General features: G+C 36.5%; 16 protein-coding genes and 1 riboswitch. Of the genes, 15 read left to right on the forward strand and 1 reads right to left on the reverse strand.

Features of this window, described 5'->3' with window-relative positions; translation table 11 throughout:
* Window positions 1-122 precede the first annotated feature (122 nt).
* The 10 genes from AN964_RS07475 (at window position 123) to AN964_RS07520 (ending at window position 13249) form a co-directional block, all read left to right on the forward strand.
* Window positions 123-530 carry a DUF350 domain-containing protein gene (locus AN964_RS07475; RefSeq protein WP_055739077.1) on the forward strand — a complete coding sequence of 136 codons (408 nt, stop codon included), beginning with the start codon at window positions 123-125 and terminating at the stop codon, window positions 528-530.
* A 566-nt stretch (window positions 531-1096) separates the two neighbouring features.
* Complete coding sequence (locus AN964_RS07480; protein ID WP_055739078.1) at window positions 1097-2800, forward strand: long-chain-fatty-acid--CoA ligase; 1704 nt, start codon at window positions 1097-1099, stop codon at window positions 2798-2800.
* A gap of 221 nt (window positions 2801-3021) precedes the next feature.
* Window positions 3022-3603, forward strand: coding sequence for a fatty acid metabolism transcriptional regulator FadR (gene fadR / locus AN964_RS07485; protein WP_055739079.1), 582 nt, complete (start codon window positions 3022-3024; stop codon window positions 3601-3603).
* 154 nt (window positions 3604-3757) lie between these two features.
* Window positions 3758-4531, forward strand: a complete 774-nt coding sequence (locus tag AN964_RS07490) for an enoyl-CoA hydratase (RefSeq protein ID WP_055739080.1) — start codon at window positions 3758-3760, stop codon at window positions 4529-4531.
* A 158-nt stretch (window positions 4532-4689) separates the two neighbouring features.
* A complete protein-coding gene (locus AN964_RS07495) occupies window positions 4690-5463 on the forward strand; it encodes an electron transfer flavoprotein subunit beta/FixA family protein (protein WP_055739081.1) in 774 nt (257 codons plus the stop codon).
* 229 nt (window positions 5464-5692) lie between these two features.
* Window positions 5693-6673 (forward strand): electron transfer flavoprotein subunit alpha/FixB family protein, encoded by a 981-nt coding sequence (locus AN964_RS07500; RefSeq protein WP_055739082.1) that lies wholly within the window; start codon window positions 5693-5695, stop codon window positions 6671-6673.
* A 394-nt stretch (window positions 6674-7067) separates the two neighbouring features.
* A complete protein-coding gene (locus AN964_RS07505) occupies window positions 7068-9269 on the forward strand; it encodes a heavy metal translocating P-type ATPase (RefSeq protein ID WP_055739083.1) in 2202 nt (733 codons plus the stop codon).
* Between the two features lie 120 nt (window positions 9270-9389).
* On the forward strand, window positions 9390-9704 hold the full coding sequence (trxA, locus tag AN964_RS07510) for a thioredoxin (protein WP_055739084.1): 315 nt from the start codon (window positions 9390-9392) through the stop codon (window positions 9702-9704).
* Between the two features lie 167 nt (window positions 9705-9871).
* A complete protein-coding gene (gene uvrC, locus AN964_RS07515) occupies window positions 9872-11644 on the forward strand; it encodes an excinuclease ABC subunit UvrC (protein ID WP_055739085.1) in 1773 nt (590 codons plus the stop codon).
* A 65-nt stretch (window positions 11645-11709) separates the two neighbouring features.
* A riboswitch (Lysine riboswitch) is annotated at window positions 11710-11890 on the forward strand.
* Window positions 11891-12019: 129 nt separating this feature from the next.
* Window positions 12020-13249, forward strand: coding sequence for an aspartate kinase (locus AN964_RS07520; protein WP_055741172.1), 1230 nt, complete (start codon window positions 12020-12022; stop codon window positions 13247-13249).
* Between the two features lie 59 nt (window positions 13250-13308).
* Here AN964_RS07520 and AN964_RS07525 read toward each other — a convergent pair whose 3' ends face one another.
* Window positions 13309-13773 (reverse strand): YslB family protein, encoded by a 465-nt coding sequence (locus AN964_RS07525; protein WP_437177098.1) that lies wholly within the window; start codon window positions 13771-13773, stop codon window positions 13309-13311.
* A 497-nt stretch (window positions 13774-14270) separates the two neighbouring features.
* Here AN964_RS07525 and AN964_RS07530 point away from each other — a divergent pair, with 497 nt between their 5' ends.
* The 5 genes from AN964_RS07530 to AN964_RS07550 all read left to right on the forward strand — a co-directional run bounded on the left by AN964_RS07530 (window position 14271) and on the right by AN964_RS07550 (window position 18685).
* Complete coding sequence (locus AN964_RS07530) at window positions 14271-14900, forward strand: succinate dehydrogenase cytochrome b558 subunit (protein WP_055739086.1); 630 nt, start codon at window positions 14271-14273, stop codon at window positions 14898-14900.
* A 162-nt stretch (window positions 14901-15062) separates the two neighbouring features.
* On the forward strand, window positions 15063-16814 hold the full coding sequence (gene sdhA, locus AN964_RS07535) for a succinate dehydrogenase flavoprotein subunit (RefSeq protein WP_055739087.1): 1752 nt from the start codon (window positions 15063-15065) through the stop codon (window positions 16812-16814).
* A 92-nt stretch (window positions 16815-16906) separates the two neighbouring features.
* Entirely contained in the window at window positions 16907-17674 is a 768-nt protein-coding gene (gene sdhB, locus AN964_RS07540; RefSeq protein ID WP_055739088.1) for a succinate dehydrogenase iron-sulfur subunit, read from the forward strand.
* A gap of 152 nt (window positions 17675-17826) precedes the next feature.
* Window positions 17827-18276 carry an acyl-CoA thioesterase gene (locus tag AN964_RS07545; protein WP_055739089.1) on the forward strand — a complete coding sequence of 150 codons (450 nt, stop codon included), beginning with the start codon at window positions 17827-17829 and terminating at the stop codon, window positions 18274-18276.
* 184 nt (window positions 18277-18460) lie between these two features.
* Window positions 18461-18685, forward strand: a complete 225-nt coding sequence (locus AN964_RS07550; RefSeq protein WP_055739090.1) for a helix-turn-helix domain-containing protein — start codon at window positions 18461-18463, stop codon at window positions 18683-18685.
* Window positions 18686-18797 lie beyond the last annotated feature (112 nt).

Below are 18797 nucleotides of genomic sequence, written 5' to 3' on the forward strand. Positions count from 1 at the left end.
TACAGAAATCCGCTAGCCTATAGGCGCTGAAGCTGGACAATAAAGGAGCAAGTCAAAGACTTGCTTGTCTCTCCTTGTTCATTCCTCCTCTAAATCTTGATATGAAGGAGCATTTAGTTTACATGAATCATTTTTGGGAAAATCATTTTGTTCAAACGGCTGGTTATTATAGTGTTGTTATTTTATGTATGATTGTATTTTTGACCATCTTTGAAATCGTAACGAAATATAAAAATTGGGAAGAAATCAAAAAAGGAAACATTGCAGTGGCAATGGCTACAGGCGGAAAAATTTTTGGTATCGCAAATATTTTCAGGTATTCGATTCTCGATCATGATTCATTATTTATGATGGTTGGATGGGGAGTATACGGATTTGTTTTATTATTAATCGGATATTTTATTTATGAATTTTTGACGCCTAAATTCAAAATTGACGTGGAAATTGAAAATGACAATCGTGCAGTCGGATTCATATCCATGGTGATATCGATTGGACTCTCCTTTGTGATTGGAGCCAGTATTTCGTAAGAGGAGTTTTTATAATGGAGAAATTAGCAAAAATTCTATTCGTTTTATGTGGGTGTTTTATCCTTTTTGGAATTATTTATTTAATTATTAAGTAAGGGTTGCCGATGGCAATCCTTTTTTTATCGTTATTTATTTGTTCTGGATTACTATGAAATTTAAAATGTGAACTTATGAGTCTTTTTCCGAAAGTGGGAATGTCCTTTATACGATTTAAAAGACAACTAGATGAAGAGACCAAGTCCCACTGGTCTTTATAAAGATTCAAAAGACGATTGCCAGTAATAACTCATCTAATATGCCATAAAGAGCAAAAAGGTTCAAAAAGCAACATTATCAATCTTTGGCTGAAATAATGATTTTTTAGTATTTTTACATCTTTGGCCTTATGCGTACAGGTTTTATTTAGAGTGAACCTGTACACATAAGGCGGCATACCCCACAAATAAATAAGAATGAATATTCATTCACTTTTTCGATTTTCAAATTGTATCTCCTACCGCAATAGACTATAATAATAAGAGTAGTTTAAATTTTTTGACGTCTAGTTTGCCTTTAGGAGGGGTTAAATGGAAAATAAACCTTGGTTGTCTCATTATCCTGAAGAAATCCCTAAGACATTACAACTAGAAGAAAAACCAGTGCATGCTTATTTAACAAAAGCAGCAGAAATTTATTCAGACAAAATTGCCATACATTTTATGGGGAAGGAACTGACATACAAAGAGGTATATGAATCATCTGTAAAATTAGCTAGCTATTTGCGAACGTTAGGAATTAAAAAAGGTGATAAGGTGGCAATTATGCTGCCAAATGGTCCACAATCAGTCATCAGCTACTTTGGTGTGCTTTATGCAGGAGGTGTTGTTGTTCAAACTAATCCTCTATATACTGAAAGAGAGCTTGCATATCAAATGGAGGATTCAGAAGCAAAAGCGATTATTACGTTGGATATCCTTTTTCCAAGAGTTACAAAAATAATGGGAAAGACTAGTATAAACGACATTATTGTAACCGCTGTCAAAGATTATTTGCCATTTCCAAAAAATATCGTATATCCATTCATACAGAAGAAACAAACAGGAATGGTTGTAAAAATTGAACATAGTGGACATCAACATTTGCTCAAAAGAATAATAGCTGAAACACCCGCAGAAGATCCGCAAGCTGACCCTGAATTTGATTTTGAAAATGATCTCGCATTACTCCAGTATACTGGTGGAACAACCGGGTTCCCAAAAGGCGTGATGCTGACACATAAAAATTTAGTAGCTAATGCGACCATGTGTGATGCATGGATTTATAAAGCGAAGAAAGGCGAAGAAGTTGTTTTAGGATTGCTCCCATTTTTCCATGTATATGGTATGACTGCAGTTCTTATTTTATCCATTATGCAAGGATATAAAATGGTGCTTTTGCCGAAATTCGATGCGGAAACCACTTTAAAAACGATACAAAAACAACGTCCAACACTATTCCCTGGTGCACCAACTATTTATATAGGATTATTAAATCATCCGGATATAAAAAAATATGATTTATCCTCGATTGATTCATGTATAAGTGGCTCTGCCCCTTTACCGATAGATGTTCAGGAGCGGTTTGAAGAAGTCACAGGGGGGAAGCTTGTTGAGGGTTACGGTTTGACAGAATCTTCACCCGTCACACATGCTAATTTTGTTTGGGATAAAAAAAGAGTGAAGGGTAGTATCGGCGTCCCATGGCCTGATACGGATTCTGCTATATTCTCATTAGAGACAGGTGAAATATTGCCTCCTGGAGAAATTGGTGAAATTGCGGTAAAAGGACCACAGGTCATGAAAGGATATTGGAACCGACCGGAAGAAACGGAACAAGTATTAAAGAACGGCTGGTTATTTACGGGTGATTTAGGCTATATGGATGAAGAAGGGTATTTTTATGTAGTGGACCGGAAAAAGGATATGATCATTGCTGGAGGTTATAATATATATCCCCGTGAAGTGGAAGAAGTGCTATATGAGCATCCTGATATTCAAGAAGCAGTAGTTGCCGGGATACCTGATCCTTATCGTGGTGAAACAGTTAAGGCATATATTGTTTTGAAAGAAAATGCAAATGTAACAGAATCTGATCTGAATGCTTTTACAAGAAAACATTTAGCAGCTTATAAGATTCCGAGAATTTATGAATTCAGAAAAGAATTGCCGAAAACTGCAGTTGGGAAAATTTTACGAAGAACTTTAATTGACGAGGAAAGAAAAAAGCAGCAAGATCAAGAAGAAATAGGGTAGAATAAAATTTCAGAGCCCATTAAAAGGCTCTTCGTTTTTGTGTGGAATATTCTTGACATTAAAATGAATTCAAATTAAGATAAGATTATGAATGAATAGTCATTCATTTTTGAAAAGAATATATATTCATTATACCTAAGTTGAATGGAAATGACTGGGTATACTTAGTTTTTTCCATCCAACATCTAACCCCTCACCTAGAATGGAGGAAACCATACGTTTTGAAAAGTAATAAACCTAAATACAAACAAATAATAGATGCTGCTGTCATTGTAATAGCGGAAAATGGGTACCACCAAGCCCAAGTATCGAAAATTGCAAAGCAAGCTGGTGTTGCGGATGGGACCATTTATCTTTATTTCAAAAATAAAGAAGATATATTAATATCATTGTTTCAGGAAAAGATGGGGTCCTTTATTGAAAAGATAAGAAAAGGAATAACAGGGAAAGAGACCGCAGCTGAGAAACTGTTAGTAATGGTCGAAAGTCATTTTAACATATTATCCGAAGACCATAATATGGCTGTCGTTACCCAGTTAGAATTACGCCAATCAAATAAAGAATTGCGTCTAAAGATTAATGATGTTTTAAAAGGATATTTTCAATTAGTCGATGAAATTCTCCACTTTGGAATGGAAACGGGTGAATTCGATCCGAACTTGGATATTAGGGTTTCGAGACAAATGATTTTTGGCACTGTTGATGAAATTGTTACGACATGGATAATGAATGAAGAGAAATTCGACTTGGTAGCATTAGCGCCGTCTGTTCATCAATTATTAATTAAAGCTGTTTCCATCTAAGGAAGGGCAAAAGCCTGTGATAAAATTGTACGAAAATAGAAAAACCTTTAATAGATTTGGTGGACAGAATGAAACAAATATGGCTTACTTTTAGTAGGGGGATTTCTTTCCCCTTGTTAATCACGAAGGTCAACAAAGAGGGAGGAGAAAGCGTTTGGAATTTTTAACATTAACCAGTGAGAATCATCTAGCTTATGTAACCATCCATAGACCACCAGCAAACGCTCTTGCGTCTGGACTTTTGGAAGAGCTTTCACAAGTGTTGGATGAGATTGAGTCAAATAAAGAAATACGAGTCGTCTTACTGCATGGTGAAGGGCGCTTTTTCTCAGCAGGGGCTGATATAAAAGAGTTTACCACTATTAAAACAGAAGAAGACTTCGGTAAGCTTGGTAAAAAGGGGCAAGACTTGTTTGAAAGAATGGAAAGATTTCCAAAACCAATTATTGCTGCCATTCATGGTGCTGCACTCGGCGGTGGATTAGAACTCGCGATGGCCTGCCATATCAGACTTGTAACCGAATCGGCAAAGCTAGGATTACCTGAACTACAATTAGGACTAGTTCCCGGATTTGCAGGTACACAGAGGTTGCCGCGGTATGTAGGCATGGCAAAAGCAATGGAGATGTTATTTACAAGTGAACCCATCAGCGGAGCAGAGGCAGTGAAATGGGGACTTGCCAATCATGCATATTCCGATGAGGACTTAATGCCAAAGGCAAAAGAACTAGCATTGAAAATTGCGAAGAAGAGTCCGGTATCGGTTGGTGCCGCTATTGAACTATTAAACTATGGAAAAACAGAAAATTTCTACAATGGTGTCGCACGCGAATCAGAACTATTTGGGCGTGTTTTTAAATCAAAGGACGGGCAAGAAGGAATTGCCGCATTTATTGAAAAGCGGGAACCAAACTTTACCGGAGAATAGCGTTTAGTGGCCCTTTAGATGCCAAATTATATAAGAAATTATCCCAATCTTTAAAACTAACAAAATGTTTATGAAAGCTCTTTTCTTAAAATAGGATAATTTTGAAAAGGAAAATCTTATTATATGAAAGCAGCTTATTAAATCTAGGAGGGTTTAGGATGAATATTTTTGTACTCTTAAAAAGAACATTCGATACAGAGGAAAAAATTACTCTTTCGGGTGGACAAATTAATGAAGATGGTGCTGAATTTATTATTAACCCATATGATGAATATGCAGTGGAGGAAGCAATTCAAGTTCGCGATGCACATGGCGGCGAAGTGACCGTTGTTACTGTAGGAAATGAAGAAGCGGAAAAACAGTTGCGTACTGCATTGGCAATGGGTGCTGACAAAGCTGTCCTTATTAATATAGAGGATGATATAGACTACGCTGACCAATTTACGACTGCTAAGATTTTAGCTGAGTTTTTAAAGGATAAAGAAGCAGATTTGATTATTGGCGGAAATGTAGCGATTGATAATAGTTCAGGTCAAGTTGGCCCACGGGTTGCTGACCTATTAAATATTCCATATGTAACCACAATTACAAAATTGACGATCGATGGTGACAAAGTAACGGTTGTTCGTGATGTAGAAGGCGACTCTGAAGTCATTGAAACATCATTACCATTGTTGGTTACGGCTCAACAAGGCCTAAATGAGCCACGTTACCCATCTTTGCCTGGAATTATGAAAGCAAAGAAAAAGCCTTTGGAAGAGCTTGAAATTGATGATTTAGATTTAGAAGAAGATGACGTGGAAGCGAAAACAAAAACAATTGAAGTCTATTTACCGCCTAAAAAGGAAGCTGGAAAAATCTTAGAAGGCGATTTAGATGCTCAAGTGAAAGAGCTAGTTAACTTGCTTCATAAGGAAGCTAAAGTAGTTTGATTTAGATACATTTACTAGAAAAATTGGACGATATATTACTAAGGATTCTTTTCTAATAAGTTGATGTTTCTCGTATTCTTTAAAAATCCTAACATGTATTAGATTTGGGGCATCTTTTCTTTGGATACCTGTTCTAATGCTGAATTAGGAAGTTTTGAATATTTTTAAATACAAAAAGCATAACGATTAAGAAAAGAGCCGTACTGAACATACAGGGAGGTTTTTTCTAATGGCAAGAAAAGTTCTAGTATTAGGTGAGGTTCGTGACGGATCACTTCGTAATGTTTCATTTGAAGCCATTGCAGCTGGAAAGACAGTTGCTGAAGGCGGAGAGGTTGTCGGTGTACTAGTTGGTGAAGCGGTATCAAGCTTGGCTAATGAATTAATTCAATATGGTGCGGACCGAGTAGTGGTGGTAGAGGATGAAAAATTAAAGCAGTACTCCTCTGACGGATACTCGCAAGCATTTTTGACGGTCGTAAATAATGAAAATCCGGAAGGCATTGTATTTGGGCATACTGCACTTGGAAAAGATTTATCACCAAAAATCGCGAGTAAGCTTAACACTGGCTTAATCTCCGATGCTACTAGTGTTGAGGTAGTAGGAGGTAATCTAGTATTTACACGCCCAATTTACTCTGGTAAGGCTTTCGAAAAGAAAATTGTAACAGACGGAATCATTTTTGCTACCATTCGTCCAAATAATATTAGTCCATTACAAAAGGATGAAGGAAAAACAGGGGATGTAAGCTCTGTTTCTGCCGAAATTAAGGATCTTCGTACCATCATTAAAGAAGTAGTTCGCAAAGCAAGCGAAGGTGTGGATCTTTCTGAAGCAAAAGTAGTCATCGCCGGTGGACGCGGTGTGAAAAGTGCGGAGGGCTTTCAGCCGCTTAAAGAGCTTGCGGATGTACTTGGTGGTGCTGTAGGTGCTTCCCGTGGTGCTTGTGATGCCGATTATTGTGATTATTCCTTACAAATAGGCCAAACAGGTAAAGTAGTTACTCCAGATCTATATATTGCTTGCGGAATTTCAGGTGCAATTCAGCATTTAGCTGGAATGAGTAATTCAAAGGTAATCGTTGCTATTAATAAAGATCCTGAGGCAAATATCTTTAAAGTGGCAGATTACGGAATTGTTGGCGATTTGTTCGAAGTCGTTCCAATGCTTACAGAAGAATTTAAAAAGTTAAAAGTTGCTCAATCATAATTTAAATATAGGAGACCGAAGTGTAGGGATATATCCTACACTTTTTTTGTTGCTTAGGAATTTATAAAATTGAACCTTGTGGATAACTATTTGAAAAGTTGTCTACGTCTAGCGCAAGCAGATATCGGCTAGTGGATTTCTCCGTCTCCTCCCTACGATAAGTCAACATCAGGTAAAATTACATTTCAAATTTTACTCGTTGAAAATGTAAGTTCACTTGTTCGTGAACTATCTCACTGTGTTTCCTTTACCTCGAGGTGAGCGACTACGAAATCCATACGCAGACGGGCAAGGCGCTTTTCGCATTTGTTCTTTTAAACACACCAGTTCTAGCTGAAAAAAGTTTCTAATAAACTTAGTAGTAATAATGATCAGGTAGAAGCTGGTGATAAAAATGATAGAAACTATCCATCTAAATATCGATGGAATGTATTGTAGCGCTTGTTCTGGAAGAATTGAAAAGTCAGTTTTGAAATTGGAAGGAATTTTTGATGTAAATATTAACTTAGCAACAGAAAAAGGGAGGGTTGTATATGATTCGGCTTATATTTCAAATGAAACCATCCTAGAAAGGATAAAAAAATTAGGATATATTCCAACCCTAATAAATCAAAAAGACAAACATGTTAATAAGGAGAATAATAAAGAAATTACTTCCTTGACTTGGAAGGTAATTGTATCGATTATATTTTCCTTACCGTTAGTATTAACAATGTTTGTTCAATCTAACTGGATAAATATTGAATTGCCCCAAATGTTTTTTAGTCCATGGTTTCAGCTAATGCTTGCAACCCCTGTTCAGTTTATCATTGCCTTTCCTTTCTACGAGGGTGCTTGGAATGCCATTAAAAATCGTGGAGCAACAATGGATGTACTAGTTGTGATAAGTACAACATCCGCCTATTTTTATAGCCATTATCTTACAGTTCTTTCATTTAAGATGGATCATGATCTTCCTCCTATCCATCTTCATTATGAAACAAGTGTTTTGATTATTACATTTGTCTTGATTGGTAAATTAATCGAGGTAAAGACAAAGAGAAAAACAATGGATGCCATTCATTCATTAAATAAGTTAAAAGCAAATTCAGCAACTATTATTTTAAACGGCAAAGAGATAAAAAAATCTATTGGGGATATTAATCCAGGTGATGTTGTAATAGTAAAGGCCGGTGAAAAAATCCCTATTGATGGACAAGTTATGAGTGGTTTAACAACCGTAAATGAATCCATGTTAACTGGAGAAAGTATTCCGATTGAGAAGAAAAAAGGAAAAATTGTTTATGCAGGAACCATTAATTTATCAAATGTAATCACATTGAAAGCTACAAAAAAACATTCCGAGACCCTGTTATCAAAAATCATTGACATTGTAGAAGAAGCACAGCTTTCCAAACCTCCTATACAAAATATTGCAGACCGGTTTACAGCTTTTTTTGTCCCTGTTGTCCTTATTCTGGGCATGGTGACATTTCTTCTTTGGTATTTTATTTTAGCTCCCGGAGTAATGAGTGAAGCAATGGAGAAAATGATTGCAGTTTTAATTATTTCCTGTCCCTGTGCGTTGGGTTTAGCAACGCCATTGTCTATTATGGTCGGAAGTGGACGTGCTGCCAAGCTTGGAATTCTTTTTAAAGAAGGAAAAATGATTGAACTCCTAGGTAAAAATAATATTGTCGTTCTGGATAAGACGGGTACGATTACGAAGGGAAAGCTGCAAGTAACAGATATCCTGGTTAGAGATATGGAGCAAAATTTATTTCTGCAGCTTGTCGGCTCTGTCGAAAAGGGAGTAAATCATCCAATAGGTAATTCTATAGCAGATGCAATAGAAAAAAAGATCAACGATATTCCTACAGCTGCAAGCTCAGAAGTAATGATTGGATATGGTGTAAAAGGAATTGTAATGGATAGAAAAATAAAGGTTGCCAGTGTCCATTATTTTGAAAAGCATCAAAAGACGCAGCTTAATCCAGTATATAAGCACCTCAAAAAAATGGAGGGAGAAGGGAAAACAGTCATGCTGGTTTCCATAGATAATCGTATTCATGGGATTATAGCTGTTAGAGATGAAATCAAAAAAACAGCAAAGAAGGCAATTACCCGTTTAAAAGGGATGGGCTTAAAGATTGTTATGTTATCCGGTGACAATCCGATAACGACAAAGAGTATTGCAAATATTACCGGTATTAAGCATTATAAATCAGAAGTTTCTCCACAAGGTAAGGCAAATTGGATAAAAGATTATCAAAAGGCAGGAAATCGAATTATTATGGTCGGTGATGGAATTAATGATGCACCGGCATTGTCCGTTGCGAATGTTGGGGTGGGGTTAGGGACCGGCACCGATATTGCTATTGAAGCGGGCGATATTACAATCATGAACGGTGATTTAAATAGGGTAGCGGATGCTATTAGCATCAGTAAAAAAACCATGATCAATATTAAGCAAAATTTTGCATGGGCATTTATGTACAATTTAATTTGTATTCCACTAGCCATGATGGGGATATTACCTCCTTGGTTTGCAAGCGCAGCTATGGCCTTTAGCTCTGTCTCTGTTGTATTAAACTCCTTACGCTTGAAAAATATTTAAGTTCTGCATGTGAATAAGGGTGTGAATCAAGGGAAATTTATTAATTGAAACTTTTCATTAGCATGATTATCATTAGGATGATATACTTTCATTAACGTTAAAATTAGGAGGCAAGTGATTATGGCAATTTCACATGTAACAGATGCAAACTTTGCTGCTGAAACCAGCGAAGGTTTAGTATTAGTAGATTTTTGGGCAACTTGGTGCGGACCTTGTAAAATGATTGCACCTGTATTGGAAGAAGTGGATGCAGAACTTGGTGATAAAGTAAAAATCGCCAAATTAGATGTTGATGAAAATCAAGAAACTGCAAGTAAATATGGTGTAATGAGCATTCCGACTCTCATTCTTATGAAGGACGGACAAGAAGTAGATAAAGTAATCGGTTATCAACCGAAAGAAGCATTAGTTGAGTTTATCAATAAACATGCTTGATGAAAGAAAAGCGAAAGTGTCTTGCCGTATCCGCTAGCTGATAGGCGCTGTAGCTAGACAATGACTAAATTTAAGAATTATGTTATATGTTAAAAAAACATATACTTTCTTATTATTTAAAAGGAAATCCGAGTCTTGTGACTCGGATTTTTTGAAAGGTGAAAGAAATGAATGAAATGATTAAAAATAAACTTTCCCTCCTTCCTGATCAGCCAGGCTGCTATTTAATGAAAGATCGACAAGGAACCATTATTTATGTCGGAAAAGCTAAAATCCTAAAAAATCGGGTAAGATCTTACTTTACGGGATCGCACGATGGAAAAACGCAAAGACTAGTAAATGAAATTGAGGATTTTGAATATATTGTTACCTCTTCGAATATAGAAGCATTATTACTTGAAATAAATCTTATCAAAAAACATGATCCAAAATATAATGTCATGTTAAAAGATGATAAAAGTTATCCATACATTAAATTAACCAATGAACGACATCCCCGTTTAATTACTACCAGGAAAGTAAAAAAGGATAAGGGAAAATATTTTGGCCCATATCCAAATGTACAGGCAGCCAATGAAACGAAAAAATTATTGGACAGAATTTATCCATTACGAAAATGCACCACACTTCCGGACCGTGTTTGCTTATATTACCATTTGGGGCAGTGTCTGGCACCATGTGTAAATGAAGTGAAGGAAGAAACCTATCAAAAAATGGTCGATGATATTAGTAGATTTCTAAACGGCGGATATCGGGAAATAAAAGTGGAATTAACGAAAAAAATGGAGCAGGCCGCCGAAAATCTAGAATTTGAAAGAGCGAAAGAGTATCGTGATCAAATTACCCATATAGAAACAACCATGGAAAAACAAAAAATAACGATGACCGATTTTACAGATAGAGATGTATTTGGTTATTCAGTAGATAAAGGCTGGATGTGTGTTCAGGTCTTTTTTATCAGGCAAGGGAAACTAATTGAAAGGGATGTTTCGCTGTTTCCAACCTATGATGAGCCAGAAGAAGAATTTTTAACATTTATCGGACAGTTTTATCTACTTCCGAATCATTTTAAACCGAAGGAAATTTTAATTCCTAAAGAAGTGGATAAAGAGCTTGCAGAGCAATTGCTAGAGGTGAAAACGATACAGCCAAAAATTGGGCCGAAAAAAGATTTAGTAAAATTAGCAGAAAAAAATGCGGCTATTGCCTTAAAAGAGAAATTTGCCTTGATAGAAAAAGATGAAGATAGAACCATTAAGGCAGTCGAGTCATTAGGGAGAGAAATGGGTATTTATACACCTCATCGCATCGAGGCATTTGATAATTCCAATATACAAGGGACAGATCCTGTATCAGCAATGATTGTCTTTATTGATGGCAGACCGGAAAAGAAAGAGTATCGAAAGTATAAAATTAAAACCGTTAAAGGACCTGATGATTATGAGTCTATGCGTGAAGTAATTAGAAGAAGATATACCAGAGTTTTAAAGGAAGGCCTGCCTTTAGCTGATTTAATTATTATTGATGGAGGAAAAGGACAAATAGATGCAGCAAAGGATATTTTAGAAAATGAACTGGGTCTTGATATACCTGTTGCTGGCTTAGCAAAGGATGAAAAGCATCGAACCTCACAGCTGTTGTACGGAAACCCGCTGGAAATCGTGCCATTAGGAAGAAACAGCCAAGAATTTTACTTGCTGCAAAGAATTCAGGATGAAGTCCATAGATTTGCTATTACCTTCCACCGTCAGCTAAGAGGGAAATCTGCTTTTCAATCATCACTGGATGATATCCCTGGAATCGGGGAAAAACGAAAAAAATTGCTGCTTCGCCATTTTGGGTCTATTAAGAAAATGAAGGAAGCTCCTTTGGAAGAATTTATTGAACTTGGAATTCCACATAATGTAGCGGAAATTTTGAAAGAAAGACTAGAAAGTTAGTATAGTCAAAAAATAATGGTTGTGATATAATTTTAAAAAATTAAATCATTTATCACCTTCATAATAAAAGTGATAGAGGAGCAAAACTTATTAGTAAGAGCTTGGAGAAGAATGAGTTTCAATGAAAAGCTATGAAAGGAAGTTTTGCCGAAGTGGAAATTGGCTCATTTCAGTTTCTGCTGGTTCTGCATTGAATAAATGCAGGATTGTCAAGATGTGTGAGCATCTTGGAGAGCTATCTCGCGGTTGTGATTGTCGTATTATTTTTTACGTATTCACTAGAGCAATGAGATATCTTTCTCATTGCTCTTTTTTAGTTCTGCGAAGAAAGCAATTAGAATGGCACAGATAATAATTGGAAAGCGGGCGAAAAGATTGGGGCTAGTTGTACAAAAATTTGGCGGAACATCTGTCGGAACGATTGAAAGAATTAAAAATACGGCAAAAAGAGTTATAGCGGAAAAAAAGAAAGGAAATGATGTGGTTGTCGTTGTATCAGCAATGGGAAAAACAACGGATCAGCTTGTTTCACTTGCTAAGGAACTCTCTCCTTACCCAAGCAAGCGTGAAATGGATATGCTTTTATCAACTGGAGAGCAAGTGACCATTTCATTATTATCTATAGCGTTAGCGGAAGCGGGGTTTGAAGCTGTTTCATTGACCGGATGGCAGGCTGGAATACTAACGGAAAATGTACATAGTAACGCAAGGATATTAAACATTGATCAAACAAATATTAGGCACCACCTGATTGCAAATCGCATCATTGTTGTAGCAGGTTTTCAAGGGGTTAGTGAAAATAACGAAATTACCACACTTGGCAGGGGTGGATCTGATACAACTGCGGTAGCATTAGCAGCTGCACTTCATGCTGATAAATGTATGATTTACACCGATGTGACGGGTGTTTTTACTTCTGACCCTCGTTATATTCCTACTGCAAGAAAGCTTGGTGCTATTTCGTACGATGAAATGTTGGAACTCTCCAATTTGGGAGCAGGTGTGCTACATTCCAGGGCAGTAGAGTTTGCTAAAAATTACAATGTGCCATTGGAAGTGTGTTCAAGCATGGTTAATGAAGATGGAACGTTTATTGAGGAGGAAGTTCAGGTGGAAAAAAGCTTAATTGTACGCGGAGTTGCTTTTGAAGATGAAATCACAAGAATAACAGTTTTCGGTTTGAAAGATAAATTAACAAATCTATCTGGTATTTTTACGACACTCGCAAACAAAAATATTAATGTAGATATTATTATTCAAAACCAAACAGATGGAGAAAATCCATATCTGTCTTTCACAATCAAGCACGAAGATTTACGGGATACTATTCAATTATTAGAGTCGAAACAAGACGAACTATGCTTTGATCATTTTGAATATGAATCCGGACTTGCAAAGGTTTCGATTGTGGGCTCGGGGATGATTTCAAATCCAGGTGTTGCAGCAAAAATGTTTGATTGTTTAACAAAGAATGAAATTCAAATAAGAATGGTGAGTACATCTGAAATTAAAGTTTCTACTGTTTTGGAAGAATCTTATATGGTAAAAGCAGCTCAACTTCTTCATACAGCATTTGGATTAGATGTGGTGGAGCAACAAGTATAATAAAAAAATTGCCCAGAAAAAAAAGCCTATATCAGGCTTTTTTTTTTTTGAATTCGAAATTACCCATTCATAATAGTATCCTTTATATCCCAACGAAGAATTATACGAATGACCTGCGTTTTTTTCATGACCTCTTCATAGGCTTCTGTTCTTACTTTTTTTTGTGTTTGAATTTGTTCCGCTAAAAACCCGGCTTCAAGTTTATAACATCCGTCTGTTTTTAATTTCAATTGTCTTGTAATAAGCGGGCTTGTGATTTCTAATTCCATGCCATGCTTATCTTGTTTCAGGATTTGTAAATAACCCCAACCTGCTTCTTCGAAAAAAGAAATAACTTCATCCATTGATACTAAAGGAAACTTTCTTGCAAGATGCTTTCCTGCCCAATATAAGATTTCAGGTGTTTCCTTTCCAAGTAATTCAGGTATTAACACTTCTCTGATTAGTTCATAGCCAAAGGCAGGGATTGTAAGCTGTTCGGTATTCTCCATGCTATCTTCTTCAATTTGTAATGACGCTCTCAAGTTATTCCCCTCTTTCTATAAGGCTCTTTTCTTAAACTTTGTTGCTTTTGTATACGAAAGGTCTTGGTTACAACCGTAATTAAGTTAAAAAATGGAAAAATCTATAAGAAAAGACGCCCCGACACCAAGCCATGTTACGATTTATAAATAATGACGAAAGCAACAATTAATGCAAAAACGTTTTACCATAAGGATATTATATACAAAAATAGAGGTCAGTTTGATAAAAAAATTTTACAAAATCGTAACCAAATATTGCATTTTGTTATTCAGATTTAATGAAACATTCATAAAATTATATGTGCAAAAAGGTCAAACATTATGGACATCTTTCGACTATTTTCTGTATACGTTTCCTTGACGCTTAATCTAAGGGGGAGTAAAATGGGTATGTCACATAAAAGCATAAAATTTGATGCATAGTAAGGAAAAATAAAAATGCTATATTTTAATTAGCATGTTTTGCTATGCACGCTCTAATCTAAGGGGGGTAAATTGTGGCCGGAAATCGTGAATTTTTAAACCGCAGATTACATTCATTGCTTGGTGTCATTCCAATTGGTGCCTTCTTGGTTGTCCACTTAGTAGTGAACCATTTTGCAACACATGGTCAAGCATCATTTAACCATGCAGTTTCATTTATGGAAAGTCTGCCATTCCTAATTTTCCTTGAAATTTTTCTAATTTATTTACCACTGCTGTTTCACGCAATTTATGGTTTTTATATTGCATTTACAGCAAAAAATAATGTGAGCAGACTAGGATTTTTCCGAAACTGGATGTTTCTTTTGCAACGAATTTCAGGTATCATCGTGTTTATTTTTCTTGTATGGCACGTGTATGAAACTCGAATTAAAGTTGCATTAGGTCAAGAAACACTTGACTTTCAATTAATGGAAAACATCTTATCAAATCCAGCTATGTTTATTTGGTACATAATCGGAGTAGTTGCAACAATTTTCCATTTCTCAAATGGATTATGGTCATTCTGTGTAAGCTGGGGAATTACTCAATCACCACGTTCACAACAAATTTCGTCATATGTAATGTTAGTAGTGTTTGTGGTATTGACTATCATCGGTTTACGTGCATTATTCGCTTTTGCATATCCAGGCTGGTTTGCTTAAGGAAAAAAGGAACGGAGCCACAAATTTGTTAGGATGTTTTCGTGTCTAACAAATAATTTTTAAGTTTTCATGAATGCGGATCTCCCTGTGATCTTCTGATGCACAGAATTCCAGCGGGGATCTCAATATTGGTTTTGTAGTTTTAAAAAGGAGTGAGTCACGATGAGTAAGGGAAAAATCATCGTAGTCGGCGGCGGGTTAGCCGGCTTGATGTCAACTATTAAAATAGCGGAAGCAGGAAAAAAAGTAGATTTGTTTTCTGTCGTACCAGTGAAACGTTCTCACTCTGTGTGTGCACAAGGTGGAATAAATGGTGCGGTTAATACTAAAGGTGAAGGAGATTCGCCTTGGATCCATTTTGATGACACCGTGTACGGAGGAGACTTTTTAGCAAATCAACCTCCTGTTAAAGCAATGTGTGATGCAGCACCAGGAATCATCCATTTATTTGACCGTATGGGAGTTATGTTTAACCGTACACCAGAAGGTTTATTGGATTTCAGACGTTTTGGGGGTACTCAGCATCACCGTACTGCATTTGCGGGTGCTACAACTGGTCAACAGCTATTATATGCACTTGACGAACAAGTACGTCGCCATGAGGTTGCGGGACTTGTAAATAAGTTTGAAGGCTGGGAATTCCTTGGAATTATCAGAGATGATGCAGGAGTTTGCCGCGGTATTGTAGCGCAAAACTTAACTTCGATGGAAATTAGAGCATTTGAAGCAGATGCTGTAATTATGGCTTCTGGTGGACCTGGTATTATTTTCGGAAAATCTACAAACTCTATTATTAATACTGGTTCTGCTGCATCGATTGTTTATCAACAAGGTGCAACTTATGCAAATGGTGAATTTATTCAAATTCATCCAACTGCAATTCCTGGTGATGATAAACTTCGCCTTATGAGTGAATCAGCGCGCGGTGAAGGCGGACGTATTTGGACATATAAAGACGGTAAGCCTTGGTACTTCCTTGAAGAAAAATATCCTGCATACGGAAATCTTGTTCCACGTGATATTGCAACACGTGAAATTTTTAATGTGTGTGTTGATATGAAGCTAGGAATCAATGGTGAAAACATGGTTTATCTTGATCTTTCCCATAAAGATCCGCATGAATTAGACGTAAAACTTGGTGGTATCATTGAAATTTATGAAAAATTTGTTGGAGAAGATCCACATAAAGTACCAATGAAAATATTCCCAGCTGTTCATTATTCTATGGGTGGATTATGGGTTGATTACAAACAGCATACTAATATTGAAGGTTTATTTGCTTGCGGAGAGTGTGACTACTCACAACATGGTGCCAACCGCTTAGGTGCTAACTCTTTATTATCAGCTATTTATGGTGGTATGGTGGCAGGTCCAGAAGCAGTTAATTATATAGAAGGTTTAGAAACTAGCACAGATGGCTTGTCTTCTTCAATCTTTGATAATGCAGTAAAAGAACAAGAAGAAAAATGGAATAATATTCTATCCTTGAATGGTACTGAAAATGCGTATGTTCTTCATAAAGAGCTTGGCGAATGGATGACGGACAATGTTACGGTTGTACGCTACAATGATAGATTGAAAAAGACGGATGACAAAATTCTTGAATTGATGGAACGCTATAAAAACATCAATGTTAATGATACTGCAAAATGGAGTAATCAAGCTGCAGCGTTTACACGTCAATTACAAAATATGTTACAGCTTGCACGTGTTATTACGATTGGTGCATTAAACCGTAACGAAAGCCGCGGTGCGCATTATAAGCCAGACTTCCCTAAACGCGATGATGAAAATTGGTTAAAAACAACATTAGCTAAATATGATGCAGCAAACAATGCACCTACATTTAGCTATGAGGATGTTGATGTATCATTAATTAAACCTCGCGAACGTGACTATACAAAAAAACATTAATATCCATAAAAGGTAGTTCCTGTGGATATTAATGTATCCCTTATACAGCCTCGTGAACGCGACAATACTTAAAAGAAAGAGGAGAAATAAGGATGAGTGAACAAAAAACGGTACGTTTTATCATAACACGTCAAGATAATCCGGATTCAGCGCCTTATGAGGAGGAATTTGTACTTCCGTATCGTCCAAATATGAACGTTATTTCATCATTGATGGAAATTCGCCGAAATCCGGTCAATGCTAAAGGTGAAAAAACAACTCCAGTAACTTGGGATATGAACTGTTTGGAAGAGGTTTGCGGTGCATGCTCAATGGTAATTAACGGTAAACCAAGACAATCCTGTTCAGCTCTTGTTGATAAGCTAGAACAACCGATTCGTCTTGCACCAATGCGTACTTTCCCTGTTGTTCGTGATCTTCAGGTTGATCGTAGCCGTATGTTTGATTCTTTGAAAAAGGTTAAAGCATGGATTCCAATCGATGGCACATATGACCTTGGGGAAGGTCCTCGTATGCCAGAGAAAAAACGCCAATGGGCTTACGAGTTATCTAAATGTATGACTTGCGGTGTTTGTCTAGAAGCTTGTCCAAATGTAAACAGCAAATCTAGTTTTATTGGACCTGCTCCATTATCACAAGTACGTCTGTTCAATGCCCATCCAACTGGTGCAATGAATAAAGACGAGCGTTTAGAAGCAATTATGGGAGATGGAGGACTTGCAAATTGCGGTAACTCACAAAACTGCGTACAGTCTTGTCCTAAAGGTATTCCTTTAACAACTTCCATTGCCGCACTAAACCGTGCAACGACTTTCCAAATGTTCAAAAACTTCTTCGGAAGCGACAATATGGTTGATTAATAGGACAGAGGGTCTTCAGTCTCAGACTGAAGACCTTTTTTGTATTGAACAAAGGATAAAGATATTTTTGAAAATTTCTTTCTCATTTTGATAGTCCCAGTTATAATTAAAGAATGAATATTCATTCATTTTTTTGAGGAGGAATAACCAAAATGAAAAACATTTTATACATTGAAGACTTTGCAGCATGGAAGCAGGAATTTTCATTTTTTCATCCTATTTCCGTTCGATTTTCCGAAACAGATATGTTTGGCCATTTAAATAATACAGTTGCTTTTACATATTTTGAGGAAGCAAGAATTGAATTTTTGAAAGATAAGGGATTTATGGGTGACTGGCTTTCGAATAAAAACAATGCCATCCCCGTAGTAGCTGATCTGCAATGTGATTATTTAAAGCCAATATTTTTCGGGGATAAACTAAAGCTTTTTGTAAAGGCAAATAAGGTTGGGAACTCTTCTGTCGATATTCATTATATGGCAATCAATCAAAAGGACGAAGTATGCTTAGTTGGGAGAGGCTCTATGGTTCAAATGTCCACTGTAACTGGAAAAGGAGTACCATGGGAAGAAGATGAAAAAATAAAATTAATGGTACCATAAAATAAGTTTTATAATGAAATGTATTTTATTTGGTAAACCAAGAAAATAGCACATTTTTCTTTTTTTCGTTTTTTCGTTGTCTTCAGATGTCACTCTCATTATTTCTTTCACATATGATATTCTGACAATCAAAATACCCATCCCCGCGGTTTAAAGCTGGCGAAGGCAAGGAGGGTTACAATAGTTGAAGGACAACGAATTCACACACAAACCGCTGCTTACAAAAAGAGAAAGAGAAGTGTTCGAACTGCTAGTCCAAGACAAAACAACGAAAGAAATTGCAAGCGAATTGTTTATAAGTGAGAAAACAGTTCGAAATCATATTTCCAATGCCATGCAAAAGCTTGGGGTCAAGGGGCGTTCTCAAGCTGTGGTAGAACTTCTTCGCATGGGAGAGCTTAAGCTTTAAACAAAGCCGACTGCTGATGGCAGTCGGTTTTGTTTATGAAGAATAATCCAGAATGCCCAAATATCGTGGTATGGAATGAAAAGTGTAATACAGGTATTAGTATACCCTTCTA

The sequence above is a fragment of the Heyndrickxia shackletonii genome, assembly GCF_001420715.1.
GTDB classification, from domain to species: Bacteria; Bacillota; Bacilli; order Bacillales; family Bacillaceae_C; genus Margalitia; species Margalitia shackletonii.

Bases quoted from the DNA above. Each gene is read 5' to 3' on its own strand.
- AN964_RS07475 (WP_055739077.1), top strand. From the start codon at position 123: ATGAATCATTTTTGGGAAAATCATTTTGTTCAAACGGCTGGTTATTAT.
- AN964_RS07480 (WP_055739078.1), top strand. From the start codon at position 1,097: ATGGAAAATAAACCTTGGTTGTCTCATTATCCTGAAGAAATCCCTAAG.
- AN964_RS07495 (WP_055739081.1), top strand. From the start codon at position 4,690: ATGAATATTTTTGTACTCTTAAAAAGAACATTCGATACAGAGGAAAAA.
- AN964_RS07500 (WP_055739082.1), top strand. From the start codon at position 5,693: ATGGCAAGAAAAGTTCTAGTATTAGGTGAGGTTCGTGACGGATCACTT.
- AN964_RS07505 (WP_055739083.1), top strand. From the start codon at position 7,068: ATGATAGAAACTATCCATCTAAATATCGATGGAATGTATTGTAGCGCT.
- trxA (WP_055739084.1), top strand. From the start codon at position 9,390: ATGGCAATTTCACATGTAACAGATGCAAACTTTGCTGCTGAAACCAGC.
- uvrC (WP_055739085.1), top strand. From the start codon at position 9,872: ATGAATGAAATGATTAAAAATAAACTTTCCCTCCTTCCTGATCAGCCA.
- sdhA (WP_055739087.1), top strand. From the start codon at position 15,063: ATGAGTAAGGGAAAAATCATCGTAGTCGGCGGCGGGTTAGCCGGCTTG.
- sdhB (WP_055739088.1), top strand. From the start codon at position 16,907: ATGAGTGAACAAAAAACGGTACGTTTTATCATAACACGTCAAGATAAT.
- AN964_RS07545 (WP_055739089.1), top strand. From the start codon at position 17,827: ATGAAAAACATTTTATACATTGAAGACTTTGCAGCATGGAAGCAGGAA.